The following is a 25,888-nucleotide window of genomic DNA, read 5'->3' on the forward strand; positions in this document are numbered from 1 at the left end:
GGTCGTCGTCCTCGGCCGCCGCAGCGGGCTTCGGTGCGTCCTCGGGCTCGGCGTCGGCCTTCGGTGAGTCCTCGGGCTCGGCGGCGGGCTTGGGCTCGTCCTCGGGCTCGGCGTCAGCCTTCGGTGAGTCCTCGGGCTCGGCGGCGGGCTTCGGCTCGTCCTCGGGCTCGGCGTCCGCCTTCGGTTCGCCCTCGGGGGCGGCCTTGGTGTGCTCGTCCTCGGGGTCGGGCTTCGTGTTCTCGGGCTCGGCCTTGTCCTGAGGGGTGGTCTTCGCGTCCTCCGTCGAGGCCGACTTCGTGTCAGCCTTCGCGTCCGGCTTCGACTCGGGGTCGGTGGACTCGGTGTCCTGCTCGGGCTCTTCGGCCGAGCGGACCCACGCCGACACGGCCTCGCGGAGGTCGGAGTCGTCGTCCTCGGAGCCCGCGGCGACCTTCACGTCGCGGATCGAGAGGACCTTCGTCGCCGTGTCCGCCGTCGCACCGGAGGAATCCTTTTCGCGGGAGACCGCGAGGCGCGGATCGCGGGGTTCGGGAACCGTACCCCCGCTCCCCGACGTCGGTTCCGCCGACGACTCGTGCTGCTTCGACCTGTCGGGGGACTCGCCCGCCACCGATGCCTCCTAGTGCGCCGCACGCCCACTCGCGCGCCCTGTCCGAACCATGTACCAGTGTCCTGTGTGAGGGCTTGGCCCCTGTGGTAGACGAGAACGACATACCTACCGGTTCCCTCACGAACCGGTCACGCACCCTCGACAGACCAATGTGAGAGGGGTCACCCTGTCTTTCATCCACGCGGGGAGGCATGGATGGGCAGGAGCCGCAGAACAATTCCGGAGGAGCTTCTGCTGCTGGCACTGGACCCGGCCACGGGTACCACTGCACAGCCGCAGTCGCTCGACCTCGGTCTGGCCGGAGCACAGCTAGTGGAGCTGGCGCTGGCCGGACGGATAGCCCCAGACGGGGATCGTATCGCCGTGGTGGTACCACGGCCGACTGGAGATCCGACTTTGGACTGTGCGTTGGAGTTGCTGCGAAGGCGTGGCGCTCCCGTGCGTGCCGTCCATTGGATCGGCGGGCCCCGGCTGGGGCTGCGTCAGATCTACCTCTCGCATCTCGAACGGTGCGGCATGGTTGCCGCCGTACCGGGGCAGATGTGCGGAGTACTGCCGACGACTCGCTACCAGGCGACGGACACCGAGATCAGCCGGGAGATCCGTGCCCGGCTGGATTCCGCGATCCGCACCGGCGTACCGCCGGACCCGCGGACCGCGGCGCTCGCCGCCCTGGCCCACGCCGTCGGACTCGGCAAGCACCTGTACCCGGGGAACGAGGGCCGCTCCTCACGTTCCCGGTTGCGGGACCTGATCCGGCACGACCCCATGGGCGGGCTGGTCGCGCATGCCGTGATGGACGTACAGAACGGCGCTGCGGCCCAGCCGCGGCGCGGGCCGGCCACGGCCGGCAGGCAGCCGGGGCACGGAGCCAGGACCGCGGCGGAACCCGCACGCGGGGTTCCGATGCAGCCGAGCCGCGGGTCCATGGCACGCGCCGTGGCCCACTGAGCCGCACCGTAAGTCCTCAAGACCCGGTACGGGAGCCGCTGGTTCGAGCGGGGCGGTGAGATCTCCGTGATCTCACCGCCCCGCTCGATCGCGTCCGGACCCGCAAATCCGTGCCCCAACTGACGCGTACGCGCCGCATATCCACTGTTTCCCAGCGGTAGAAAGCACCTTGGTGGCAATCTGCTCAACAGCAGATACGCAAAGTGTTAGGTACAGGCAGGCAGCCGGAGGTGCGCGTCCCGTGGCGTCCAATGTCAATCCCACCGTCAGACGACGCCGGCTGGGCCAGGAGCTGCGCAGGCTCCGTGAGCTCAAGGGCATGACGGCCGAAGAGGTGGCGGAGCGGCTGCTCGTGTCGCAGTCGAAGATCAGTCGGCTGGAGAACGGCCGAAGAAGCATCAGTCAGCGCGACGTGCGCGATCTGTGCGGGGTGTACGAGGTCGAGGACCAGCGGATCGTCGACTCCCTGATGGAGATGGCCCGGGACTCGCGGCAGCAGGGCTGGTGGCACACGTTCGGGGACATCCCGTACAGCGTGTACATCGGCCTGGAGACCGACGCCGAGTCATTGCGGGTGTACGAACCCCAGCTGGTGACCGGTCTGTTGCAGACCCGCGCCTACGCGGAGGCCCTGGTGCAGGGCGCGTTGCCGGAGACGTCGACGGCGGAGATCGAGAAGCGCGTGCAGGTGCGCATGCGCCGACAGGAACGTATCACCGCCGAGGGCGCCGCCCTTCGGCTGTGGGTGGTGCTGGACGAGGCGGCGCTGCGCCGCGTCGTGGGCAGCAAGCTGGTGATGCGTGAGCAGCTGGAGCACCTGATCGAGATGTCCCAGCTGCCGCACGTCACCGTGCAGGTGCTGCCCTTCGAGGTGGGCGCGCACCCGGGGCTCAACGGGCAGTACGCGATCCTGGAGTTCACGGACGCGGCCGACTCCAGCGTGGTCTACCTGGAGGGCGTGACCAGCGACCTGTACCTGGAGAAGGCGCAGGACGTGCAGAAGTACGCCGTGATGTACGAGCATCTGCGGGCACAGTCCCTCAATGTGGAGCAATCCCGGCAATACATCTCCGACGTGGCGAAAACCTACGCGGATTGAGCCCTGCTCCACAGGAAGTGCCGGATCGTACACCGCCGTTACGATTCAGTGGAAGGCCCACTTGGAATATGCCATCCCCTTGAGTGAACGGCTACTCCAGCGGGGGCGGTTGCCCGGTAGCGTCGATCACGCCAATCAGACGACAAGGTTGGCGTGAACCGCACCACCAGCAACTCGCAACAGGAGTGGACATGGCACTGATTCAGGGCGCTTCGGAGACGTGGATGAAGTCCTCCTATTCCGCGGGCAACGGCGCCTGCGTCGAGGTCAAGTCGCCCACCACCGCGGAGCTCGCCGTACGGGACTCCAAGGTCACCGAGGGCCCGATCCTGGCCTTCCCCGCCGACGCGTGGAACGCCTTCGTGGCCTCGGTCCAGGCGTAGGGAGCCCTCCCTGACGTTCTCTCGCAGACACGTCCGACGACAACTGCACACGCTTCACCCCGCAGAGCCCTCTCGACGAGTCGCCGTCCTTGCCGAGGGGGCTCGGCCAGGCCCGGTCCAGGGCTACTTCACCGGAAACGCCACATCGCACACCGGATCCCCGGGCCCGGCCGCGTCCCAGTCCGCGAAGTACACCTCGCGGCAGGGGCCGGCCATCTCCAGGCCCTCCCCGGCCAGCCACTGCTCCACCGCCCCGAAGGCGGCGAGGATCTGCGGATGGGCCACCTGGGCCTTGGCGATCCGGGTGTAGGCCAGCCGGGCCGCCGGCTCCACCCGTACCCGGGTCGCCCCGGCCCGGCCGTGCGCCTCCACCCACGCCCGGGCCGCCGCCTCGTCCGCCACCGGCACGCACGACTCGGCGGGCCCGTCGCTCTCCATCGACACCTCGGAGTGGTAGACGACGAACGGCTCACCCGCCACGCCCCCGCACTCCCGCGCGGCCTGCAGCAGCCGGTCCAGCGATGCGCTGATCCAGGCCGGCAGCTCGTCCGCGAGCGTGTGCCGCGTCTCGGTGATCACCACCCGCGCGGGCACGTCCACCGTCTCGACCACGAACTTGTCGTACATCTCGGAACTCCTCCCCGACAGTCGTCCACGGAGGTACTCGGCGAGGGTGCGCTGCCCGGCCACCCGGGTCTCCACGTCCGCCCAGTAGGCGGCCAGCAGGTCCGCGGCCGCGGTGCCCTGCGCCCCGACCACCTCGGCGATCCGGGCGAGGGGCATGTCCAGCTGCCGCAGCAGGGCCACCAGACGGGCAGGCTCCACCTGGTCGGCGCGGTAGTAGCGGTAACCGCTGGCCTCGTCGACCTGCGCCGGAGCGAGCAGCCCAAGGTGGTCGTACAGCCGCAGCGCCTTGGCCGAGAGCCGGGCCCGCGCGGCGAACGCGCCGATGGTCAGCAGCTCCTCGTTCACGATGCCATCCTCCGTCACCGGGCGGTCCTTCCCGCCCGGTGACAAGGACGCTCAGCCCTGCCCCTGGGGCAAGGTCAACCAGCTAGCCCAGCTGGCCCTCGATGGCCGCAACGACCTCCGCGGCCTCCGGCTCGGTCTGCGGCGAGAAGCGCGCGACGACCTGCCCGTCGTGGCCGATGAGGAACTTCTCGAAGTTCCAGCGGATGTCCCCGCTGTGCCCCTCGGTGTCGGCGAAGCCCACCAGACGCTCGTACAGCGCGTGCCGGCCCTCCCCGTTCACCTCGACCTTCTCGGTCAGCGGGAAGCTCACGCCGTACGTCGCGGAGCAGAACTCGGCGATCTCCTCGGCGGTGCCGGGCTCCTGCCCGAGGAACTGGTTGCAGGGCACCCCGAGCACGGTGAAGCCCTGCTCGGCGTACCGCTCCTGCAGCCGCTCAAGACCCGTGTACTGCGGGGTCAGGCCGCACTTGGAGGCCACGTTCACGATGAGGACGCTCTTGCCGGCGTACTGCGGCAGGTTCGCGGAGCCGCCCTTGAGGGCCCCGATCTCGGTGTCCAGTACGGAGCTGTTGTGGTCGTTGGTCGTCATGAGCGGATGCTAACTCCGACCGGTCGCCTCCCCCTGGCCAGGTGTCGAGGGGGAGGCGAGGACACCCGTGCTACGGCTGGTCGGTGCTCTGCTCCGGCTGCTGTGCCGCAAGGCTCTCCTGCGCCTGCTGCGCCGGGACACTCTTCGCGTTCAGGTCGGCACCGATGTGCTGTGCGGCCCGGTCGAAGTACCGCAGCAGCTCCACGGGGAACGGCATCACGAGCGTGGAGTTCTTCTCGGCGGCGACCTCGACGACCGTCTGGAGCAGCCGGAGCTGCATGGCCTCGGGCGTGTCGGACATGATCCTCGACGCGTTGGCGAGCTGCTGGGCCGCCTGGAACTCGCCGTCCGCGGTGATGACCCGGGCCCGCCGCTCCCGCTCCGCCTCGGCCTGCCGGGACATGGACCGCTTCAGCGACTCGGGCAGCTGTACGTCCTTGATCTCGACGCGGTCGATGTGGATGCCCCACCCGGCGGCCGGGCTGTCGATCATCAGGGCGAGCCCCTCGTGCAGCCGCTCCCGGTCGCTCAGCAGATCGTCCAGGTCGCTCTTGCCGATGATGGAGCGCAGGGAGGACTGGGCGACCTGCCCGACGGCGAAGTGGTAGTCCTGCACCTCGATGGCCGCCCGCACCGGGTCGGTCACCCGGAAGTAGACGACGGCGTCGACCTTCACCGACACGTTGTCCTTGGTGATGCCCTCCTGGGTGGGCACCGGCATGGTCACGATCTGCACGTTCACCTTGCGCATCCGGTCGGCGAACGGGATGAGGAACGTGATGCCCGGCTGCCGGTGGGCAGGCAGCGCCTTGCCCCAGCGGAACACCACTCCGCGCTCCACCTGGTTGACCACCCGCATGCCGCTCTTCAGGACGAGCAGTACGAACGCGGCCACGACGACCACTGCGACGACGGTGCCTTCCATGGCACTCCATTCTCCGACGCGACTTCCGTCCGGTTCCGGACAACGGGGATGACATCACGGCGGGTGTCGATGGATGCGTGCGGGGTGTCAGGGATCCGTAAAGAAACCGCTGCGGGATCGTCGGGCCGGGCGGCGAACCCCGCGCCGCCACTGATCGTCTTCCAGTCGGCCGCGCGACGTACCGCGCGGCCCATCGCTGCCAGACCTGCGACCGGGGGCCCACATGCACGATCCCACGTCCGAGGCCGCGCCCTCGTCCCCTGCTCCGCCGCCGGAGGCCGACATCCTGGTCCGCTTCCTCACGGCGGACCCGGCCGGGAGGGTCCGGCTCGCGCCGGGCGTCGCGGAAGCGGTCGGCGCGTCCCGCATGGAGGAGATCGTCGAGACCACGCTCGCCCGCACCGGAACCCCCGTCACCGTCAAGGACAGCCCCGACGGCCTGATCGTCACCGGCCCGCAGGGCAGCGTCCGCGCCTGGGCCCACCAGACCCCCGACGGCGAGAAGATCACCGGCCTGCTCCTGGAAGGGGCTCGCTACGAGCCCCCGTCCCGCCGCGGCCCGCTCCCCCTGCCCCCGACCTGGCTGACGCTGGTCCTCCTGATCACCCTCTGGAACGTCTTCACGCTCTGGACGGCCGCCGACCGCACCTCCTGGTACGACGGCCTGGCCACCCTCGCGGCCTTCTTCGTCTTCGTCGAGGGCTGCGGCGCCCCCGCCCAGCAGCCGCGCCTCCACCGCCGTACGGTCGAGGCGGCCGCCCTTACCGCCCTCGCCTCGGCCTACCGCCTCCCCACCCTCCCGAGCGGTCACCTCACCCTGTCCCTCGCCGCGTCCCTGGCCCTCCTCGCCGGCGCCGTGTTCCTGGTGACCAGAGCCCGCCTCCACCACTGGCGCACCCCCGTCTCCCAGCCCCTCCTCTTCCCCCTGGAGGGCACCTGGTACGTCATCCAGGGCGGCGGCCGCCCCCTCAACCACCACGCCCGAGTACCGGAACAGCGCGCCGCCCTGGACCTGGTCTCCCTGGGCCCGCACGGCAGCCGCACCCGCCCCGGCCGCGAGCTGACCGACTACGCCGCGTACGGCCGCCCCGTCCGCTCCCCCTGCCGCGGCCGCGTGATCTCGGCGGCCACGACGATCGCCGACCAGCGCCCGGGCGAGATCCGCTACCAACCCCTCTACGGCAACCACGTCTTCATCGACACGGGCCGCGAGATCGTCAAACTGGCGCACCTGCGCCCGGGTTCGGTGGCGGTGCGCCCGGGCGACACGGTCGAACCGGGCGACCTCCTCGGCGAGGTCGGCAACAGCGGCAACTCCACCGAACCCCACCTCCACTTCCACGCCGAGCGCGACGGCATCGGCCTGGACCTGCGGTTCACCGATGTCCGGGGGCGGTTGTACCGGGGCCGCAGGATCTGAGGACCCGGCCGGGGCCGCCTGGACGAGCCCCGGCCGGCAGGGGGACCGGTCAGCCGAGGGCGGGGTAGTCGGTGTAACCGCGGTGGTCGCCGCCGTAGAAGGTGGCCGGGTCCGGGGTGTTGAACGGACCGCCGGCGGCCAGGCGCCGGGGCAGGTCCGGATTGGCCAGGAACAGCGCCCCGTAGGCCACCATGTCCGCGATCCCGTCCTCCAGCAGCTTCAGTGCGTCGGGGCCGGTGACGTCGGGGTGCGTGAACGGGTTGAGGACGAAGGTACCGGGCCAGGTCCTGCGCAGCGCCGTGGTCAGGTCGCGGTCCGGCCCCTCCATCAGGTGCAGGTAGGCGAGTTCCAGGCCGGCGAGCCGGTCGAGCAGGGCGGGGTAGACCTCGCCCGGGTTGTCCTCGGACATGTCGTTGAACGGGTTTCCGGGCGAGATCCGCAGACCGACCCGGTGGCCGCCGATCGCCTCGGCCACGGCCGTGACGACCTCGACGGCGAAGCGGATCCGTCCCTCGGTGCCGCCGCCCCAGGCGTCGGTGCGCCGGTTGCTGTGGGGCGCGAGGAACTGGTGGATCAGGTAGCCGTTGGCGCCGTGGATCTCCACGCCGTCGAACCCGGCCTCGACGGCGCCCCGGGCCGCGTCGGCGAAGTCGTCGACGGTCTGCCGGATCTCCGCCTCGCTCAGCTCCTTCGGCGTCACGAAGTCCTTCGGCCCCTCGTGGGTGTAGACCTGCCCCTTGGCGGCCACCGCCGACGGCCCCACCGGCACCAGGCCGTCGGGCAGGAGCTCCGGATGGCCGATCCGACCGGTGTGCATCAGCTGCGCGAAGATCACGCCGCCCTCGCGGTGCACGGCGTCGGTGACCGTCCGCCAGGCCCGCACCTGCCCGGCCGTGTGCAGGCCGGGCGTGTCGGGGTAGCCCTGGCCGACCGGCGAGGGCTGGATGCCCTCCGTGACGATCAGCCCGGCGCCGGCGCGCTGCGCGTAGTACGTCGCCATCAGCTCGGTCGGCTCGGCGCCGGGCCCGTAGGCGCGGCTGCGGGTCATCGGCGCCATCACGACGCGGTTCGCCAGGCGCTTGCCGCCCAGGACGATCGGTTCGAAAGCAGTGGTCATGGCCTCTTCCTCAGGTAAGTGATGCTCGATTTACCTGTCCGAACAGGTAAATCCATTGAGTCCATTCCCGAGGGTTGGTGTGACCTGCATCACGCGCTACTGCCTGCCTGTGCCTGCTATCCAAGCCCGAACGGGCAGCCGAACTGCCTACTCGGAGGTAGAATTAGCTGCTCGGGCAAGTAAGTGAGGAAGAGAAGAAGAGGGAAGGGGAAGAGAAGATGGCGCAGTCCAAGCCGGAGGCCACCGTCCCGGTGCCGGCCGCGGCCGGCGGCGGACCGGTCAGCCACGCGATCTTCCGTCTGGCCCGTCTGCACCGCATGTTCGCGGGACAGCTGCTGCGCCGCATCGGCCTGCATCCGGGTCAGGAGCTGGTGATGATGCACCTGTGGGAACTCGGCCCCCAGCGCCAGGCCGACCTGGTGCGCCTGATGGACTCCGACGCCGCCACCATGACCCGCACCATCAAGCGCCTCGAACAGGCCGGCTTCGTGCGCCGCCGGCCCTCGCCCACCGACAAGCGCGCGTCCCTCATCGAACCCACGGCGGCCAGCCAGGCCCTGCGCCAAGAGGTCGAGCAGACCTGGAGCCAGCTGGAGGACCTCGTGACCGCGGACCTCTCTCCCGAGGAACGGACCGCGGCCCTGCACACGTTGGAACGCCTGGAACACAACCTCGCACGGGCCGCCGCCGACCCGGCAGACGCGGAGACGGAACACTGAGGGCGGCCGCGGGGAGCGGCTGGAGCGGCTGAACTCACGCGCCGCCGGGTGTCGGGGACGGAGCCCGCCCACCGGCCACCGGCCCGCTCCGGCGCCCTGCGGCGGTGCCCGGGGGGACGTGTCCCGATCGGCGCCCGCAGCGGACGACGCCCGTCCCGGTTTGCTGCCTGTAACCGGCGGTCCGCGATCCGCCGAAGCAGTCGGCCGCGTGCTCCCGCACGAGGTATGCCTCTGCTCGCGACTGCCATTTGATCGCATGTCAGCGGACGGGCGAAGGGCGCCCTGAGCCCTGGTCCGCACCGGGGGAAAAGCCGCAAGATCGATCGGATGCGAGGGCGGTGTGGCCGACCTAGGCTGAAAACGTGCAGCGCGTCGTCGTTGATCATTTCGGTGGCCCCGAGGTTCTGCGGGTGGTGGAGGACGACGATCCCCGACCGGGACCCGGTGAGGTATGTGTCAGGGTGCTGGCCGCAGGCGTGTCGTTCACCGATGCCCAGTTGCGTGCCGGCACGTATCTCGGCGTACCGAAGCCGCCGTTCACGCCCGGTTATGAGCTCGTCGGTGTCGTCGAGGAGCTCGGCCCGGGCTGTTCGCAGCTGCGGGTGGGGGACCGCATCGGTGCGCTGACGGTGTGGGGCGCGGACGCGGAGCGCGTGTGCGTGCCGGAGGCGGAGGCGGTCGAGGTGCCCGGGAACCTCGACCCGGCGGAGGTTCTGAACCTCGTCTTCACCTACATGACCGCCTACCAGCTACTGCACCGCGTGGCGAGGGCGAGGAGCGGCGAGACGGTGCTCGTACACGGAGCTGCCGGCAGGGTGGGCACCGCGGTCCTCGAACTCGGAGCGGCCGCCGGGCTCCACCTCTGCGGAACCGCATCCGCCCGCGACCGCGCCGCGGTCGAACGGCTCGGCGCGGTGGCGATCGACTACCGCAACGAGGACTTCCTGGAGCGGGTGCGCGCGTTCCCCGGGAAAGGCGTCGACGTCGTGCTCGACGGGCTCGGCGGCGCGGTGTCGCTGCGCTCCTTCCGCGCGCTCAGGCCCGGCGGACGACTTGTCGTATACGGCCACTACGCCACGCTCGAGCATGGGCACAAGAACCGGCGAGCGTGGGTGGAGTGGTACACGGCCACCGGGGCCGTCTGGCTGTGGAGCCTGTTCTCGCCCCACCGGCAGGCGCTCGCCTACCGGATCCAGAAACTGCACGGTCGTCACCGCCAACTGCTTCCCGTGGCTGGAGGTCACCCCGCGCTTCCCGTGGGCGGAGGTCCCCGTGACCCGGAGCGGTTCCGGGCGGATTTCCGCGCGCTGCTCGAACTGCTCCGTGAGCACAAGATCCACCCGGTCGTGGCCGAACGTCTGCCGCTGTCCGAGGCGCGTCGAGCGCACGAGATGCTCGAGCGCTCGGCGGCGAAGGGAAAGCTTGTACTCGTGCCGTAGGCCGAGGGCGAGGAAGGCGACCGCACTACGACCCGCCGGGCTGCAGCGGTGGCGATCGGCTCGTCGAGGTCGCGCCGTAAGCTGCGCCGGGGTTCTGATTTCACGGGGAGGCGTGAGTGGGGCGGGAAACGGTCCTCGGCGGCCGGTACGAACTGGTCGACAGGCTCGGTCAAGGTGGCATGGGAACGGTCCATCGCGGCGTGGATCGGCGGCTGCGCCGTACGGTCGCGGTGAAACTGCTCTCCTCGGTGCTGGCCCATGATCCGCAGTCGCGAGCCCGTTTCCAGCGTGAGGCGCACGCGGCTGCCGCGCTGAACCATCCAGCGGTGGCCACCATCCACGACGTCGGCGAGGAGCCGCACCCGGACGGCCCACGGCCCTACCTGGTCATGGAGTACGTGCAGGGCACCACCCTCGCCGAGGTCCTGCAAGGCGGCCCACTGCCTGTCGTCGAGGCCGTCAACGTGGCATGCGCGGTGCTGGACGCGCTGCGGCACAGCCACGAGTGCGGGATCGTGCACAGGGACATCAAGCCCTCGAACATCATGCTCACCGGACCCGACACCGTGAAGGTCCTCGACTTCGGCATCGCCAAGGCGTTCACCGAGACCGCCACCCGCATCACCGGCAGCGGTGCGGCGATCGGCACTCCCGCCTACCTTTCCCCCGAGCAGATCAACGGGGCGGAGATCGACCACCGGGCCGATCTGTACGCGATGGGCTGTCTGCTGCACGAACTGCTGACCGGGCAGCCCCCGTTCCGTGGCGCATCGCCTTTCGCCGTCATGCATCAGCACCTGTTCGCCGCACCCGAGCCGGTCTCCCGGCACCGATCGCAGATACCACCGGCGGTGGAGGCGGTGATCCTGCGCGCCCTCGGCAAGGACCCGGAGGAGCGGTTCGCCGATGCCGGGCAGATGCGGGCAGCCCTCGCCGATGCCCTGGCACAGAGCTCCATGCCGACGGCCGAGGCCACCGCGCCCCAGCCCCCGGCGACACGGCCCGGGGACCGAACCGCTCTCCGGGACAAGTTCCGTATCTCACCGCGTCCTTTCGCCGACAGCGCTCTGGCTCTGCTCGGATGCCTGTTGTCGTTGCTGTGCGCACGTGGCCACCTGGTGGACACCGCTCACTTCGGCCGGGTCGCCATCGCGGCCGGCGTGGTGGGCCTGGTGACGCTGCCATGGTCCAAACGCCTCTCGTGTGCGGTGGGCTGGGGACCGGTGGCCGAGGCCGTGGCGGTCAACTCCGAGCTGCGGCGCGCCTACATCGGGTGGGGCCACTCGTACGTCGCCATCGGTGCCCTGCTGGCACTGGCCGCCGCCTGCTGCTTCGTGAGCGCGGTACGCAGCAAGGAGCGCGGCGCCGGCTCACTGGTCGCCTTCTGGTTCACTGCCACGGCATCGATCTGGTACTTCCTCGACGACCTGCACAAGCTCTTCGTCTTCTACCTGCTGCTGTCACTGGTGGCGCTTGCCACCGTGTCGTGGGAGACCGTCGCACTCGTACGGCGCCGGGCCCGGGCCAGGCGGGCAGCGCTGGAGGGGCCGGCAGTGTGATGCCGCCTGGCCGCCGGTTCACGGGTGGTCAAATCCCCGACGCGCTCTAGCCCCCGCAGAACTTCTTCTCCGCCGCGGCCGCGCCGTCCCTGAACCCTTCCCGGAAGTTCTCGTTGACCGTGACGCCCTGCAGCCGCTGCACGTCGCAGTCGCTCTTCATGGCCGCGTAACCCGCCTTGTAGCCTGCCGCGTACTGCTCCTGGGCGCTCTGGCGTCCCCCTTGCTCGGCCGTGCCGCACCTGACCTCGGGGCCGCCGACCTGCTGGGCAGTGATGGTGCCGCGGGCATGAGTGATCGTCGCGGAGAAGTTTCCGTCGGCGTCCGTCCGCACGGTGCCCTGGGCCCCGTGCGCGGACTCGATGAAAACGGCCTTGCTCGGCTCGAAGTCCTCGCCGATGACCTTGAGGTTCGTCCGGCCGTCGGCCCGCGAGACACCGCAGGTGGGCGACGCCGCCGCGGCCGGCGAGGCGGCAAGCTCCACCGCCCCCGCTGTCAACGACGACACCACCAGGGGGACCAGCACCGCCAGGCGTACGCGTCGACCGTTCATGGGAAGGCTCCTACATGGCTCGTCCCCCTTCAGCCCCTTCCCGCAAGCGTCTCTCCGACGGTAAGGGGTGTCAAAAGGGGGACAAACCCCAGCGGTTGAGCCACCCCCTGGGGAGAGAAGCCGTGGGCTAACCGGAGGCTCAGGAAAGGGTGTCGGGGAGCGCTGTGCCAGGCCGACCGATCCGTAGCTCTGGCCGGATCGGCCGGTGACGGCCATTCCTGCCGCTACCAGGTTGCTCTGGCCGCCCTCCGCAGCGGCGCCACCTACCACACCTGGGATACGACGCACCCCGCCGAGCAGCATGCCGGGGTCTTTGCACGCCGACTTCGGCGCAGGGCTGGTCGATTCTGCCGATCAGAAGTGGACCTTCCTGTTCTACTTCACCGAAGACGGCAGCGCGCTGGTGGCCTGCGCCCGCCTGCAGCGGTGGGTCGAGCAACCGGCCACGTGAGCATCACCATGGAAGCCATGAGCCACATGGACCGCCTGCTCAGGAAGAGGTGTCCCGGGCGTCAGTGACCACCCGTGTTGATGTCGAAACTGCATGTCAAAGGCCCCGGACCATGATCGGTCCGGGGCCTTTTCCTTTGTGCCCCCGGCAGGATTCGAACCTGCGACAACCGCTTTAGGAGTTCGGTCCAAGCCCGGCCCGGTGGCGTCAGCGCATGATTGGGGCGGACGCGCCAGGCCGTGCATGGGTGCCCGCGTCCGGCGCTGTTGATGTCACCCGTGGATGTCAGCTGGAGCTAGCGCTTCTTGCGAATCTTGCGCTTCTTCCGAGACGTGGCGATCACGTAGTCGGTGCGCGGCCAGGACCACTCGGATCAGCCTTCCTTCCGGCTGAATTCGTTCGTGCACCCCCCAGAAGTCACGTCCCGAGTGAAGCAGGCGACGAAGGAATCCGGGGAGCCGTAGAAGGCCAATTTCATGTCCTCGCAGTCCACGCCGTCGAAGGTGACCGTGCCATATGTGGGAGACCAGGTTCCATGTTGCCGTTCGGTGAACCCGGAGCACCCAGAGTCGACGACGTCCGAGACCTTGTCCAAGCCCTTGGCCGTGAACGTGCCGTCGTCCTTGAACTCAACTGTCGCCCCGGTCCAGTCCGACCACACGCCCGTCAGCTGATCAACGGTGTTGACCTCGACTGAGTAGTCGGAACAGGAGGCCAACAGGAATGTCACCGCACATCCCAACGCAGCGCCCATGAATGCACGTCGTATGCGCTGATGCTGGTTGCCAGCCATACGGCCCTGCCTCTCGTGTCTCGCACATGCCCGGTAGCGACGCCTCAAGGGAGCGGCCGACATCATCTTGAACGTGTTCAAATCCTGGTGTCAATGGAGAAGGGGCGCGCTTCGCGATTACGGTCCGTGCGCCTGCACCTTTCGCTGACCTGGGTCGGAGCCTTGCTGTGACTCTCCATGGTTCCCCCCAGCTTCCCGACGGATCGGGCACGCGAGGAGCACGCACCCCAGCCAAAGCCTGCCCCGCTGTCCTCCCGTCTGCCGTCGACCCACACGTATGTGTCTGCTCGGCTCTACCTGGGTCGATGACAACCCCCATCGCATTTCACATCCGACCGGCAGCCGCAGAACTGGCCCCCTCCATCCCGGAGCCTGAGCGCCCCCGCCGGAGGCATCTGCTCTGTCGGGAGGCTGACCGCCAGAGCCCACTGGTCGGATGGTCCACGTGATGCGGATGCTGTCCTGGGCCGTGACGGTGACCGTGCAGGGCTCGGATCGCAGCAGTGCGTGCCGTGTTGCTATGCGGCCCTGGTACAGCCAGGCCCATACCTTCGACAAGTACGAGGCGCACGTCCGGCTCTACCTGGTGCCCCTCATCGGTGCCAAGCGGCTCGAATCCCTCGGCGCCGCCGACGTCCGCCGGTTCCTCGTCCGCCTGGAGCAGGACACCACCTCGGCAACGGCCAAGGAATCGCACCGAGTTCTTCGCTCCGCGCTGTCCTCCGCATGCCGCGAAGAACTGATCACGCGCAACGTGGCCAAGCTCGTTGAGCCGCCCCGCACGGATACACCCGAACTGCACCCCTGGACCCTGGACGAGACGCTCGACTTCCTCGCTGCTTCCCGGAAGGACCCGCTCTACGCGGCTTTCGTCCTCGCCATCGCCATGGGCCTGCGCCGTGGAGAGATCGTCGGCCTTCGCTGGTCGGACGCCGATCTCGACAACCGCGTCCTGTACGTCCGCCACCAGGTTCAGCGTCGTCGTGGCGTCCTGCGCTGGCGCCGCATGCGGCAGGCGGCCACTCGCGCCAAGGCAGGGGAGAGGTGGCAGGACTCGGACTACGTCTTCGCCACCCGCACCGGCCGCCCCGTCGAGCCGCGCAACCTCTATCGCTCCTTCACCCGCGTCGCCGAGTCCGCCGGCCTCCGCGTGATCCGGCTGCACGACGCCCGCCACGGCACGGCCACCCTTCTCACGGCGGCCGGAGTCCCGCCCCGCGTCGTGATGGAGATCCTGGGCCACTCCCAGATCAGCATCACCATGGATGTCTACACGCACGTTGTGCAGGACACCCAGCGTGAGGCCATGAGCCACATGGACCGGCTGCTCAGGAAACGTCCCCGTCGCCAGTGACCACCGGCGTTAGCCGCGTCCAGGGCCTCGGACCGTGATCGGTCCGGGGCCCTTGCGCTGGGGCTTACGCACCGTAGCCTCGGGTCATGTCCGAGACCTCGGTGGCACATTTCTATGACGAGCTGGCTGATGACTACCACCTGATCTACGCAGACTGGGACGCAGGCATTCGTCGGCAGGGAGATGCCCTGGACGGCCTGATAGGCCAGGGCAACGCGTCAGTGCTCGACTGCTCCTGTGGCATCGGCACGCAGGCCATCGGTCTGGCGCTGCGCGGGCACCGCGTCACCGGTACGGACCTCAGCGTTCGTGCCGCCGCCCGCGCTGCCCGTGAGGCCGCCCACCGCAACGTGACGCTGCGCACGGCTGCCGCAGACATGCGACGCCTGCCGTTTCCCGACGGCCGGTTCGACACCGTCGTCTGCGCCGACAACGCCCTGCCCCACCTGCTGACGGAGCAGGACGTCCACGCCGCCCTGGCGGAGATGCGCCGCGTGCTGCTTCCCGCCGGCCTGCTGCTGCTCAGCACGCGCCCCTACGACGACCTGCTGTGTGACCGACCCGCTTCAGCGCCTCCACAGGTCCACCAGCCGATTGACGGGGGAGAACGGACCGTCACGTTCCAGCTCTGGCACTGGCACGAGGACGGCGAACACTACGACGTGGAGCACTTCCAACTGCTGCCGACCGGCGGAGATTGGCGCGTCAAGGTCCGTCGGACCGTCTACTGGGCGCTCGGCCGGGACCGGCTCGTCGGCCTCGTGACCGACGCAGGGTTTGTGGACCCCGAGTGGCTGATGCCGCACGAGACGGGCTTCTTCCAGCCGCTGCTCGTGGCGCGCGCCGGCAAGTAGGTGATTCCACCGCCCTGCCGACCGTTTGCCACGATGCTCAGGGGGCGTCCCAGTCGCCGGTGACCGCCCCCGTTGATGTCAAACCTGGATGTCAAAGGCCCCGGACCATGATCGGTCCGGGGCCTTTTCCCTTGTGCCCCCGGCAGGATTCGAACCTGCGACACCCGCTTTAGGAGAGGCCCTATTGCCTGCCCTGTCTGTGCTGGTCTTTCCTTAGATTCACCGTTTCTGCTGGTCAGCGGGGCGCGGTCTTCCGTCCTCGTCAGATCTTTCCCCGTCCTTACTCGGCCTTCCGTTCCCATGACGTTCCCATGAGGGGCCTTCGGGGCCCCTGGGAAGGGGGGAGTCGGCTGAGGCCAGCCGCGGTTGCTGAAACGGTGAGCACCGCAGACCCTTTGCGGGCGCCAAAGCCCCGCAATGAGGAGGGTGTCGGGGCCCTCGGTCATCTGTGCAACCACGTTGCCAGGGCCGCGGAGCACAGGGGCGGCCCGAGCCACCCGCGCTCTCAGCTTGGGAAGCGACGGCGCTTGGGCGGGCGCGCGGCTCTGACCTGGGGATACGTCGCCTCCAGCGCGGCTTCGAGGGTCGGCTTCGCACGGTTGTTCACCATGGTTGTGCCGGTCTTACGGGCACGCTTTGGGCACGCGCCCGCACGGGGACCACTCTGCGGAGCTCCACGGGCCCGTCGCGTACAGGGGGTCCGGGCTGGGCGGCTTCCGGGAGACGTACCGCTTATGAGGCAATGCCGTTACCGGGTTCATGCGCCCTGGATGTGCCCAGGCGGCCGCCAGAGGGCCCCAGCTCCGCTGTCGTGTTGAATGCCCAGCCCGGCGGGAGTCTTCCTCGCCTTCGCCATCCTGGGTGGATCTGCGTCGCTGATTGCGTCGAGTTGGGTCTCGGCGCCGCTTTGGCCGGTTCACCAGGTCCTCTTCGCAACGGCCAGTAGGTGCTCGCGGACGAGTGTCACGTGCGGGTTGGTAGAGCTGCCCGGGCGTTGGACGAGGTAGGCGGTGTTGATCGGCGGGTCCTCCGGCTGATGCAGTAGCCGGAGGGCGTCGGAAGCGAGTTCGGTGCGGCACAGGTAGCTGGGCAGGACGCTCCAGCCGGCGCCGACGGTGACGGCGGTGAGGACGCTGCGCAGGTCGGGAACGGTGATCGCGGCCTGGGCGTGCAGGCGGCGGTCGAAGACGTGGCGCCAGTAGCGGCGGACGATGGGCAGATCCTCGGCATAGGCGATCAGGGGGAGGCTCTCGAGGGCGGTGGGCAAGCTCTGCCCCTTGAGTCGTTCGGCCCATACAGGGGCGGCGACCAGGACGAATTCCTCGTCCGCGAGGAGTTCGGCGTGCAGCGTCCGGCCGCGGGGCCGTCGCGTGGCGACGACGAGGTCGTGGCGGCCGGCCCGCAGTTCTTCGAGCAGCGGTTCGGTCAGTCCGATGGCCACCCGCAGCCGGACGCCTTGCGCGACCAGCGGGGCCAGCACCGTGAGGCCGGCCACGCTCATGAACTCCGCGGGGCCCGCCAGATGCACCGGTGCGACGGTGCTACTCGGCTCCTCGCCGGTGATGACGGCCAACTGGTCGAGGGGGGCCGACAGCCGGGTGGCGAGTTCGTCCGCGTGGGGCAGCGGGGTGACGCCTTGCGCCCGGCGTTGGAACAGCTCGTGGCCCAGGCGGTTCTCCAGCGCCCGGATCTGCGTGGTGACGGTGGACTGCGACAGGCTCAGCTGACGTGCCGCGGCGGTGAAGGAGCCCAGGCGGTGCACCGCGAGGAAGGTGCGCAGCAGATTCAGGTCCAGCGGACCGGATCCATGAGTGTTGTGATCGCTCACGGCTCCGAGCCTACGAGGTACGCGCGGCGGTCACATACCGCCCGTCTTCGGGACGAGGCATCGGGTCCTCGATACCCGGTATCGGTCTCTTCATTGGCGCGGATACTTCAGCACCTTTAGTTTCGAGACCAAAGGGCAGTGGGTTGTATAGATCATCGCCGTCGGTGTTATTCGGCCATACCCGGCCCCGAATGTGCAGTTGGCCGACAAAGGAGCCGTGGGAAAAGTGCGACGGAAGAAGATTCTGGCGGTGGTGACCAATCAGGCCACCTACGGGGCGAGCGAGCACCGGACCGGCCTTTGGCTGGCTGAACTGGTCCATTTCTATGACAAGGCGGTGGAGGCCGGTCACACCGTGGATGTGGTGAGCCCGGCGGGCGGCGAGGTGCCGCTCGACCCTCGAAGCCTCGGCCGGTTGTTCGTCGACCGGACGGTTCGCGGTTATCTCGACGACCCGGCCTTCATGACCGCCCTGAAAGCCACGGCTTCCGTCGGCGACGCAGATCCGGACGACTACTCCACGATCTTCTTCACAGGTGGGCACGGCACGATGTGGGACTTCCCCGACAGCGCCGACCTGCGGGGAACGGCCGAGGCCATCTACGCCGGCGGCGGCATCGTCTCCTCGGTCTGCCACGGCGCCTGCGCGCTCATCAACCTCCGCGACACGGACGGGAACCCGCTCGTACGGAACCGCACCGTCACAGGCTTCGCAACGGTCGAGGAACGGCTGGCCGGTGTGAAGGGCAGGGTGCCGTTCCTGCTGGAGGACGAATTGCGCGCGAAGGGCGCCAAGTATGTGCGCTCCACCGTCCCGATGACACGACACGCCGTGCGCGACGGCCGCCTGATCACGGGCCAGAACCCGGTGTCCACCAAAGCCGTCAGCGGCCTGATTCTCGCCGCCTTGGCTGAGACCGAATAGTCGGTCCGGAGATCTGGGCGCCCCCCCTTCGGCGCCCGATAAACCTTGCACCAGGAGACCGCACCATGTCGAAAATCCTCTTTGTGATGACCGGCGCCAGCTACTGGACGCTGGCGGACGGCACCAAGCACCCGACCGGCTTCTGGGCCGAGGAGGCCGTCGCCCCGTACGAGGCGTTCACGGCCGCCGGCCACGAGATCGTGGTCGCCACGCCGGGCGGCGTCGTGCCGCCCCTGGACCAGGCCAGTCTGGCGCCGCAGTTCAACGGCGGCGAGGAGGGCGCGAGGAAGATGGCGGACGCCGTTGCCTCGATCGGCGAGCTCCAGCACCCCGTCAGGCTGGCGGACGTCGATCTCGCGGACTACGCCGCTGTCTTCTACCCCGGTGGCCACGGCCCGATGGAGGACCTGGCCGTCGATGCCGTCTCCGGCAGGCTCCTCATCGACACACTCGCCTCGGGCAAGCCGCTCGGCGTGGTCTGCCACGCCCCGGCCGCGCTGCTGGCCGCGACCCTGACCGACAGCGGCAACGTTTTCACCGGCTACCGCCTCACCGGCTTCAGCAACGCCGAGGAAACCCAGGGGGGCCTGGCAGCAGGCGCGAAGTGGCTGCTCCAGGACCGCCTCGTCGAGATCGGCGCGGACTACCAGGAGGGCGAGCCGTGGGCTCCGAACGTGGTCGTAGACCGCAACCTGGTCACCGGCCAGAACCCCGCCTCCGCCGCACCGGCCGCGACTGAAATCCTGAAGAAGCTGACATGACGTAGTGGAGCCGCCCCGCCTCAGGCAACCGATGGCTGAAGTCCCAGTCCACGCACGCATATCCAGCCGGCGATCAAGACCCACCCGTGCTCCCGGAAGGCGTCCCGCCTTCGCCGCGCGATGCGCAGCACGTTCTCCGGCATCGCACCAGCATGTGAACGACGCCTGGCAGGCGTACGCACCGCCACCCATCAGGTGCGCGAAGAGGAGAGACATGAAGGCAATTTCGATCAAGGAACCCGGTGGGCCGGAGGTCCTGGAGTGGATCGACGTCGAGGCCCCGTCCCCGGCCGCGGGCGAGGTCATCGTCGACGTGGTGGCCGGCGCGGTCAACCGAGCGGATGTCGCACAGCGGATGGGCTGGTACCCGGTCCCGCCGGGAGCGTCGCCCTACCCGGGACTGGAGGTCTCGGGCCGGATCAGCGCCATCGGCGAGGGCGTGACCCAGTGGCAACCGGGCGACGAAGTATGCGCGTTGCTTGCCGGAGGAGGGTATGCGCAGAAGGTCGCCGTCCCTGCCGGGCAGCTGCTCACCGTGCCCAAGGGCGTCAGCCTTGTCGAAGCAGCGGCGCTGCCGGAGGCCGCCGCCACGGTGTGGTCGAACGTCTTCATGACCGGTGCGCTGAAGGCGGGTGAAACCTTCCTCATGCACGGCGGGGCCGGCGGCATTGGCACGATGGCCATCCAGCTCGCCAAGGCCCGCGGCGCCCGCGTCGTCACCACTGTTGGCGGCAACGAGCAGGCCGCCAGGGTACGAGACCTCGGCGCAGACCTCGCGGTCAACTACCGCACCGAGGACTTCGCCGAGCACGGCCCGTACGACGTGATCCTCGACGTCGTCGGCGGCCACTACCTCCAGCGCAACGTCCACTCCCTGGCCCCCGACGGGCGACTGGTCATCATCGGTCTGCAGAACGGCCTGGAGGGCGAACTCAACCTCGCCGAACTCCTCTTCAAGCGCGCGTCCGTACACGGGACCACCCTGCGCTCCCGCCCGACCGGGCAGAAGGCGGCCATCGTGGCCGAGGTCCAGGACCACGTGTGGCCACTGATCGAGAACGGAACCGTACAGCCGGTCATCGACCGCACCCTGCCCATGACCGAGGCTGCCGAAGCGCACCGGATCCTGGACGCCCACCACATCGGCAAGATCGTCCTGGTCAACCCCGACACCGCATAGCACCGACGCGCCATCGCCCACGAGTCCGACGCAGGGCTGCAGCCAGCGCCGGAAAACGGGCCGAGACGCCCAGCGCCCAGGGAGGATTTTGCCTGACGGCGCGTACCTATTCGTTCCCATGCAAGGCCAAAAGGCCCCTCGGAACTCGCCTCCGAAGGGCCTTTCTGATGCTTCGTGCCTGGTCAGGCATGGTGCCCCCGGCAGGATTCGAACCTGCGACACCCGCTTTAGGAGTGGGATCGAATCCTTGCCGGGTGGTGCCTGGCGCTGCCACGCCGTGCTGTTTCCCCTGGTCAGAACCGTATAGCGAGCCACTTGATCCGGCTCATGCCGCCCTGTACCGGGCCGTCCGCTCACGCATCGCTCACGCGCTGCCGACTGCTGAGCAGCGCGTGGGTCAGACCCGGCCGAGGTCGATCTTCACCGGGAGGGGGGGCCGCTACCTTGAGGACGCCGGTGAACACATCTCCGTCCCGGTAGGTCCTCGTTGCGGGGTCGAGAACGTATGTGTACACGAGAGGAATGCCTGTCGCGGCCTGCTCGATCCGCCAGTAGAAGCCGATGCCTGCCTTGGCGTACTGGTCGACCTTCACGATCCGGTCGGTGGTCTTCGAGCCCGGCGACACCACCTCCGCGACCAGCAGCACGTGCTCAGGGCGGGTGGGGGTGATGTCGATCGTGTCCGCGCGGTACACGACGACGTCCGGGCGGCGATTGGTGAGCGGGACGTCCTGAAGCCGGACGTCGAAGTCCGTGTCGGCATTCCACTACGGGCCCGCGGCGGCATCCAGGGCGTTCGCCAGAATGCGGGCCAACCGGTTGTGCCGCTTGGACGCACTCGGCCTCACGACGACCATCCCGTCCACGATCTCGATACCGGCGCACTGCTCCTCGGACCAGGACTCGTACTCCTCCGCCGTGATCTGCTCATGCATCCACGCCGGGGCCACCCTCTCGGCCGTCATGAAGCACCTCCTGGACACTGTGCTGCGGGCCCTGTTCCGCTGGATTCAACGTACTGTCTGGCATTCGTCCGGCACGCTGATGTCGCTCACGCCCCCTCCCTGTCGGCCGCCATCCGCGTAGTGGCCGAGGCTGCTGCATGGGCGCTCATCGGTCTGGTGTGCGCCCCTGGCGCGCGCCCAGCGCATCAAGTGTTCCCTCCGCGCACTCTGCCCTGGTCCCCTGACAACTGCTTCTCTGGAACAGCTGATTCGCCCGGATCAGAAACAGATCAAAGTGGTGCGGGCGAACTGGGCCGACGCGTGGCGTGACGTGTAAACGGTCAGCCCCGATCGGAGATCGGCGCCTTTCTCCTCTCCCGCGGTGGCGTTTCCGGCGGACGGATTGGAACTGGGCACGGAGGACCTCCTGGCACCGAATGGTCGAGGACTTCCAGTAACTCCCCTGTTTTCACTGGAGAACAGTCACAAATACGCATTTCCCTGTATTGGAGACCCCAGTGAGTCTCTTGACCCCAGCACGCCCCAGCCGGCTCCTCGCCGCGGCGTTGGCGCTGACCGCAGTCCTGGCGGGAAGCGGTTGCGGTGCGTTCGACACGCCCGAAGCGCGGCCCTGCGCCTGGCTGGACCGTAGCCCCGACGGCGCGAAGGACACCCAGGAGCGGACCATCGTGCTCGTGGACCGCAGCCCGTCCGCCCGGCCGGACCGGACCACCCCGCCGGGGGACCGGGTGCCGGACTGGGCGACCACTGTGCCGGCCGCTCGGGAACTCGCGCCCTCGGCGTTGGAGGGCGGCATCCTGTCCGCCGCCGGCTTCGACGGCACCAGGGCCACCGTCAGTTGGGCGGTGGACCGTCCGTTCGTCACGCCGTGAAGGGCAATGACACGCTGAAGAAGGACCGGCGCGATGGCCGGCGCGACTGTCTGAGGCAACGGCTGCGGCAGTTGGCCGCCGAAGCGCCGAGCACCGGTCGAACCGATGTGCTCGGTGCGCTCGCCGCGGCCGACGACCAACTCGGCTCGAAGAGTGGCCGCCGCCGGATCGTCGTGGCGACCGACGGGCTGACGAACACCGGCTGCGCCGACCTGCGCTCCGCCGGGTTCGACGGCACGGCGGAGATCAAGGCGGCGGTGGAGCGCTGTCGCAAGGCAGGCGAACTGCTCGACCTGACGGGCGCTGAGGTGACCCTCGTAGGCATAGACCACGCTGCCCAGGGCGAGGCGCCGTCCTGCCTAGTCGTCGAGCATGTCGGTGTTGTACTGGTCGTGCCTGACCTGGAAGGCCTCCAACTCTTCGCGGCTGCGCTGTGAGTACTCCGCCACCTTCTCGAAGTACTCCTCCCTGGGAGCTCCCGGTGTGAAGAGCAGCAGCAGCGACACCGGGTCGTCACTGTCGTTCTGGAAGGCGTGGAGCCCGCCGGCCGGCACGGGGAGGAAGTCTCCCTCGCCTCCTGTGACCCAGCGTTCGCCGTTGTAGAGCCGGACCTCGCCGGACAGGACGTAGAAGGACTCGGAGATCGTACGGTGAAAGTGTTCCGTGGCTCCCATGGCCTTCGGCCCCATGTCGATCTTGTGCAGGCCGAACTCGCCGTTGGTGTTCTCCTGGTTGGCCACGTAGCTGATCCCGAAGCCGCTGGAACCGGTGTCGGGTTGCGGGGATGCAGGTAGGAACAGTGCGCTGACCTGGCCCCTTTCGCCCAAATAGCGGGGCTCTGGGTAGGACATGGCGACTTCCTTTCGGGGCGGCGGTGTAGCGCCGCACAGGACGCCTCACCCCGCGGGGCCAGGATCTGGCCGACGAAACGGTCGCGGCACACCTGCGGGACTACGAGGACATACCGAATCGACCACGCACCGGACCGCAGAGCCGGCTCACCGGAGGCTGCGCGCCCCTTCAGCTCGCCTTCGTTTTCTGAAGATCGCTCTGTGGAGCCGCTCGAACCCCGCTGGCGCCATCCCCCGTCCGCCTGCTGCCGTGCGGCTGCACGACCTGCGGCACTGCGCCGCCCTGTCGCTGGCCGCCTGCCTGCACATGAAGGCCATTCAGACTCTGCTGGGCACTCCTCCTACTCACCGACCGCCGCCACGTACACCTCGGTACTGCCGCAGTTCGAGGAAGCTCAGGCCGAGGCGCTTGCTTTGGTTGCCGCCGGCGGAGTCGGGGGCCCGTTTCGTTGTGTCCGCTTCATGGAAGCCCGAGGCTAGGCTCCAGCCAGGGGCGCCATCAGGATTCCCGACCGCTCAGGCATCGCTCTGGGCCGCCCGGTACGCCTCGTACTGAGTCCAGGCACGTTCGAACGTCTCGATAGCCGCATCGATGGCACCGCACTCTTCAAGGTAGTCAAGCTGGCCCTGCCGTCCCATGTGTGAGGGCCAGTCGGGGTCAGTGGAGACGTCCCGCGCGAGATCTCCAATTGCATTGCGCTGATCGGCGTGAGTCTTCAACCATGCGGTGAAACTCATCGGCTTGGGCATGCCAGCATCCTTCCGCCGCCGTGTCCGGGCTAACCCACGGGTCTGGTCCGCTTGTCGCTTGTCGGCTCACAGGCTAGCCTCGATCGTTCATGAGTCCCCGTCAGCTTGCTGACGGGGACTCTGTGTCTGTGTGATGAGGTCTTTGCGGGGTTGGGGCAGGCTGAGGGCCCGGCTCTCGCGTCGGGTGTGCGCCGGGTTCCACTTCGCCACTTCGCCGGTGCGGTGGTGCGGTGGTGTGGTGGTGCGGGCTGTCGGGACAGTCGAAGTGGCTGGTCAGCGGGCCCGTCCGCGGTGGCGCAGTTCGAGGTCGGCGAGCTGGCCGCCCTTGGCGTTGGTCGCAAAGCAGGTCAGCCGCAGTCCTGCGTTCCGCGCAATTCGACGCGCCTAGAGCAACGATAGGTCCCCTGACCTGCGGAGATGCCCCCGAGGGGCATGGTGGGGCGTTTCTCTAGGCATAGAGAAACGCCCAGGTCAGAGCGGTGTCGATGTGTGCCGAGGTTCCAGCAATGCGGCGAATCGCGACCGAGCAAAACAGGATGTCCCAGGGTAAATCGGCGACTCCTGCGCCGAGCAGGGCTCCGCCCCTCTATCGTGGCACCCGGCTTGATCCACCAGGCGTCTCCTGCGGGCCCCCTGGCGGTCCGACCCAGAAGCTGTCCTGACCTGCGAAAACATCAGCCCCTAGAGAAACGGCCTGCAGCGCCCGAAGAGGCGAAACTGCAGGCCAGTTGGCATGCCCTGGCTCTATGAGCTCCGAATTGCGCGGAACGCAGGGCAGTCCGTCGAGGTCGGTGAAGCGCAACTGGGCGCCGGGATGCGGGCGTTCCTTTCTGACGATCAGCCGCATCCCCTTCGGCCAGGTACTCAGGTCGGGCATGTCGGTGATCTCCGCGACCCAGGCGCCGGGCCGCTCGGTGCCGCCCGCGTCATAGGCCGGCGTCCACGCCTTCTTCGGGATCTTCAGCACGGCCTGGTGGATGGCGTCGGTGATGGTCATTCCGACGGAATACGACAGCCATCGTCCGCGCGAGGAGAGCCAGTCGAGGAAGGAGTGGGTGCCGCCGCCGGAGTCGGTCCGGATCAGTGCCTGGCGTCCCCGCCGCAGGACTTTGGGCAGCTGGGCCAGGGCGAGCTGGGCGGTTTCGATGTGGTCGGCGGCGGTGTTGGAGCCCGCGTTGCCAGGCCGCAGCAGGGCGCCCACCGGCTCTCCGGAACCGGCCTGGCCGTGGTCGACGAACGCGACGAGCGGGTGATGGCCGAAGGTTTTCTTCCAGGTCGCGGTGGCATCCTGCTTCTCGGAGTGGGCCAGCACCAGCACGCCGTCGATGTCCACGATCACCTGGCCGTCGGCGGCCGGACTGCTCCCACCAGCCAGGTCCCAGACTCGCTCGCGCACTTGGGAACGCGCGCCCTGGATCGCCGCAAGAGCTCTCGGTCCGGACGCAGCGAGCGCATCGACGAGACGGGAGACGGTGGGATCGGAGGCTACCGGGCCGAACACAGCCGGCTCGGCCCGCAGCAGGCCGACATCGGCCAGGCAGTCTCCGCCGAGTGCGACGGCCAGGGCCACGTCCAGCAGGATCGTGCACGGCCCGCGGCTTGCGCCAAGGCGCCAGTGCCGCCGATATCGCGGTTTCCAGGCCGGACTTGCGGACCGTCTCGACCAGCAGTACCGACCCGGCCTGCGAGACCGCCCCGTGGTCGCCGCCCTCGACACGAACACGGGGATACGACCCGCTACGCTTCTTCACCTGGAGAGTGCTTCTTTCCTTGCAGCTGACAGGACCCTCGACAAGTCCCATCGTTGCAGGTCAGCAGCACTCTCCACTTATTTGATCAAGACCCGGACAGGGCCACTCGCGAAAGCGCGAGGTGATGAGGTGACCCCGGCGGTGTGGACACACTGACAATGGATCTTGCAGATCCGAGGAAGGGTGTCCTGGTGGGACGGAAGTCTCCGTATCCGGAGGA

24 protein-coding genes and 3 pseudogenes are annotated in these 25,888 nt (G+C 68.8%); 15 read left to right on the forward strand and 12 right to left on the reverse strand.

Annotated elements, in window-relative coordinates; all coding sequences use genetic code 11:
• Positions 1-610 (reverse strand): annotated as a pseudogene (locus tag ACIRVH_RS25460) (D-alanyl-D-alanine carboxypeptidase); the annotation flags it as partial.
• Positions 611-805: 195 nt separating this feature from the next.
• On the opposite strand from ACIRVH_RS25460, the gene ACIRVH_RS25465 reads away from it, so the two are divergent.
• The 3 genes from ACIRVH_RS25465 to ACIRVH_RS25475 all read left to right on the forward strand — a co-directional run bounded on the left by ACIRVH_RS25465 (position 806) and on the right by ACIRVH_RS25475 (position 3,043).
• Positions 806-1,561, forward strand: a complete 756-nt coding sequence (locus ACIRVH_RS25465; protein WP_403957067.1) for a GPP34 family phosphoprotein — start codon at positions 806-808, stop codon at positions 1,559-1,561.
• Positions 1,562-1,802: 241 nt separating this feature from the next.
• Positions 1,803-2,660, forward strand: coding sequence for a helix-turn-helix domain-containing protein (locus tag ACIRVH_RS25470; RefSeq protein ID WP_389176244.1), 858 nt, complete (start codon positions 1,803-1,805; stop codon positions 2,658-2,660).
• A 191-nt stretch (positions 2,661-2,851) separates the two neighbouring features.
• Positions 2,852-3,043 (forward strand): DUF397 domain-containing protein, encoded by a 192-nt coding sequence (locus ACIRVH_RS25475; protein ID WP_403957071.1) that lies wholly within the window; start codon positions 2,852-2,854, stop codon positions 3,041-3,043.
• Between the two features lie 123 nt (positions 3,044-3,166).
• Here ACIRVH_RS25475 and ACIRVH_RS25480 read toward each other — a convergent pair whose 3' ends face one another.
• The 3 genes from ACIRVH_RS25480 to ACIRVH_RS25490 form a co-directional block, all read right to left on the reverse strand.
• Complete coding sequence (locus ACIRVH_RS25480; RefSeq protein WP_403957074.1) at positions 3,167-4,033, reverse strand: MerR family transcriptional regulator; 867 nt, start codon at positions 4,031-4,033, stop codon at positions 3,167-3,169.
• Positions 4,034-4,097: 64 nt separating this feature from the next.
• The gene (locus ACIRVH_RS25485) at positions 4,098-4,604 is read right to left on the reverse strand and encodes a glutathione peroxidase (RefSeq protein WP_403957077.1); all 507 of its coding nucleotides are present in this window, start codon (positions 4,602-4,604) and stop codon (positions 4,098-4,100) included.
• Between the two features lie 70 nt (positions 4,605-4,674).
• Complete coding sequence (locus ACIRVH_RS25490) at positions 4,675-5,529, reverse strand: slipin family protein (RefSeq protein WP_403957080.1); 855 nt, start codon at positions 5,527-5,529, stop codon at positions 4,675-4,677.
• 223 nt (positions 5,530-5,752) lie between these two features.
• Between ACIRVH_RS25490 and ACIRVH_RS25495 the strand changes: the two genes are divergently transcribed.
• Complete coding sequence (locus tag ACIRVH_RS25495; RefSeq protein ID WP_403957083.1) at positions 5,753-6,949, forward strand: M23 family metallopeptidase; 1,197 nt, start codon at positions 5,753-5,755, stop codon at positions 6,947-6,949.
• Positions 6,950-6,998: 49 nt separating this feature from the next.
• On the opposite strand, the gene ACIRVH_RS25500 is transcribed toward ACIRVH_RS25495, so the two are convergent.
• Positions 6,999-8,066, reverse strand: coding sequence for an alkene reductase (locus ACIRVH_RS25500; RefSeq protein WP_403957086.1), 1,068 nt, complete (start codon positions 8,064-8,066; stop codon positions 6,999-7,001).
• Between the two features lie 218 nt (positions 8,067-8,284).
• On the opposite strand from ACIRVH_RS25500, the gene ACIRVH_RS25505 reads away from it, so the two are divergent.
• The 3 genes from ACIRVH_RS25505 to ACIRVH_RS25515 all read left to right on the forward strand — a co-directional run bounded on the left by ACIRVH_RS25505 (position 8,285) and on the right by ACIRVH_RS25515 (position 11,783).
• Entirely contained in the window at positions 8,285-8,785 is a 501-nt protein-coding gene (locus ACIRVH_RS25505) for a MarR family winged helix-turn-helix transcriptional regulator (RefSeq protein WP_403957089.1), read from the forward strand.
• A gap of 413 nt (positions 8,786-9,198) precedes the next feature.
• Positions 9,199-10,224: a medium chain dehydrogenase/reductase family protein gene (locus ACIRVH_RS25510; RefSeq protein ID WP_403957164.1), complete on the forward strand. Its 1,026-nt coding sequence runs from the start codon at positions 9,199-9,201 to the stop codon at positions 10,222-10,224.
• A gap of 116 nt (positions 10,225-10,340) precedes the next feature.
• Complete coding sequence (locus ACIRVH_RS25515; protein WP_403957092.1) at positions 10,341-11,783, forward strand: protein kinase; 1,443 nt, start codon at positions 10,341-10,343, stop codon at positions 11,781-11,783.
• 46 nt (positions 11,784-11,829) lie between these two features.
• On the opposite strand, the gene ACIRVH_RS25520 is transcribed toward ACIRVH_RS25515, so the two are convergent.
• Positions 11,830-12,333, reverse strand: a complete 504-nt coding sequence (locus tag ACIRVH_RS25520; protein WP_403957094.1) for a hypothetical protein — start codon at positions 12,331-12,333, stop codon at positions 11,830-11,832.
• 313 nt (positions 12,334-12,646) lie between these two features.
• Between ACIRVH_RS25520 and ACIRVH_RS25525 the strand changes: the two genes are divergently transcribed.
• Positions 12,647-12,784 (forward strand): hypothetical protein, encoded by a 138-nt coding sequence (locus ACIRVH_RS25525; protein ID WP_403957097.1) that lies wholly within the window; start codon positions 12,647-12,649, stop codon positions 12,782-12,784.
• Positions 12,785-13,157: 373 nt separating this feature from the next.
• On the opposite strand, the gene ACIRVH_RS25530 is transcribed toward ACIRVH_RS25525, so the two are convergent.
• Entirely contained in the window at positions 13,158-13,577 is a 420-nt protein-coding gene (locus ACIRVH_RS25530) for a hypothetical protein (protein WP_403957100.1), read from the reverse strand.
• 520 nt (positions 13,578-14,097) lie between these two features.
• Between ACIRVH_RS25530 and ACIRVH_RS25535 the strand changes: the two genes are divergently transcribed.
• On the forward strand, positions 14,098-14,931 hold the full coding sequence (locus tag ACIRVH_RS25535) for a tyrosine-type recombinase/integrase (protein WP_403957103.1): 834 nt from the start codon (positions 14,098-14,100) through the stop codon (positions 14,929-14,931).
• A gap of 86 nt (positions 14,932-15,017) precedes the next feature.
• Entirely contained in the window at positions 15,018-15,785 is a 768-nt protein-coding gene (locus ACIRVH_RS25540; protein WP_403957106.1) for a class I SAM-dependent methyltransferase, read from the forward strand.
• 916 nt (positions 15,786-16,701) lie between these two features.
• Here ACIRVH_RS25540 and ACIRVH_RS25545 read toward each other — a convergent pair.
• Positions 16,702-17,613, reverse strand: coding sequence for a LysR family transcriptional regulator (locus tag ACIRVH_RS25545; protein WP_403957109.1), 912 nt, complete (start codon positions 17,611-17,613; stop codon positions 16,702-16,704).
• Positions 17,614-17,839: 226 nt separating this feature from the next.
• Here ACIRVH_RS25545 and ACIRVH_RS25550 point away from each other — a divergent pair, with 226 nt between their 5' ends.
• From ACIRVH_RS25550 to ACIRVH_RS25560, 3 genes are all read left to right on the forward strand, one after another.
• A complete protein-coding gene (locus ACIRVH_RS25550) occupies positions 17,840-18,538 on the forward strand; it encodes a type 1 glutamine amidotransferase domain-containing protein (RefSeq protein ID WP_403957112.1) in 699 nt (232 codons plus the stop codon).
• A 65-nt stretch (positions 18,539-18,603) separates the two neighbouring features.
• The gene (locus tag ACIRVH_RS25555) at positions 18,604-19,299 is read left to right on the forward strand and encodes a type 1 glutamine amidotransferase domain-containing protein (protein ID WP_403957115.1); all 696 of its coding nucleotides are present in this window, start codon (positions 18,604-18,606) and stop codon (positions 19,297-19,299) included.
• Between the two features lie 214 nt (positions 19,300-19,513).
• Positions 19,514-20,479 (forward strand): NAD(P)H-quinone oxidoreductase, encoded by a 966-nt coding sequence (locus ACIRVH_RS25560; RefSeq protein ID WP_403957118.1) that lies wholly within the window; start codon positions 19,514-19,516, stop codon positions 20,477-20,479.
• Positions 20,480-20,876: 397 nt separating this feature from the next.
• Here ACIRVH_RS25560 and ACIRVH_RS25565 read toward each other — a convergent pair.
• Positions 20,877-21,444 (reverse strand): annotated as a pseudogene (locus ACIRVH_RS25565) (Uma2 family endonuclease).
• A gap of 506 nt (positions 21,445-21,950) precedes the next feature.
• Here ACIRVH_RS25565 and ACIRVH_RS25570 point away from each other — a divergent pair.
• Complete coding sequence (locus ACIRVH_RS25570) at positions 21,951-22,316, forward strand: hypothetical protein (RefSeq protein WP_403957121.1); 366 nt, start codon at positions 21,951-21,953, stop codon at positions 22,314-22,316.
• Positions 22,313-22,753 (forward strand): hypothetical protein, encoded by a 441-nt coding sequence (locus ACIRVH_RS25575; protein ID WP_403957123.1) that lies wholly within the window; start codon positions 22,313-22,315, stop codon positions 22,751-22,753. Before ACIRVH_RS25570 ends, ACIRVH_RS25575 begins: the two co-directional genes overlap by 4 nt.
• Here ACIRVH_RS25575 and ACIRVH_RS25580 read toward each other — a convergent pair.
• The 3 genes and pseudogenes from ACIRVH_RS25580 to ACIRVH_RS25590 form a co-directional block, all read right to left on the reverse strand.
• Positions 22,676-23,167: a cupin domain-containing protein gene (locus ACIRVH_RS25580; protein WP_403957126.1), complete on the reverse strand. Its 492-nt coding sequence runs from the start codon at positions 23,165-23,167 to the stop codon at positions 22,676-22,678. The two genes, ACIRVH_RS25575 and ACIRVH_RS25580, sit on opposite strands and share 78 nt — an antisense overlap.
• A gap of 516 nt (positions 23,168-23,683) precedes the next feature.
• The gene (locus ACIRVH_RS25585) at positions 23,684-23,917 is read right to left on the reverse strand and encodes a YozE family protein (RefSeq protein ID WP_403957129.1); all 234 of its coding nucleotides are present in this window, start codon (positions 23,915-23,917) and stop codon (positions 23,684-23,686) included.
• A gap of 775 nt (positions 23,918-24,692) precedes the next feature.
• Positions 24,693-25,668 (reverse strand): annotated as a pseudogene (locus ACIRVH_RS25590) (IS1380 family transposase); the annotation flags it as partial.
• Positions 25,669-25,888: the final 220 nt, after the last annotated feature.

Origin of the sequence: Streptomyces sp. NPDC101165, from assembly GCF_044768135.1 — a bacterium.
Taxonomy (GTDB): domain Bacteria; phylum Actinomycetota; class Actinomycetes; order Streptomycetales; family Streptomycetaceae; genus Streptomyces.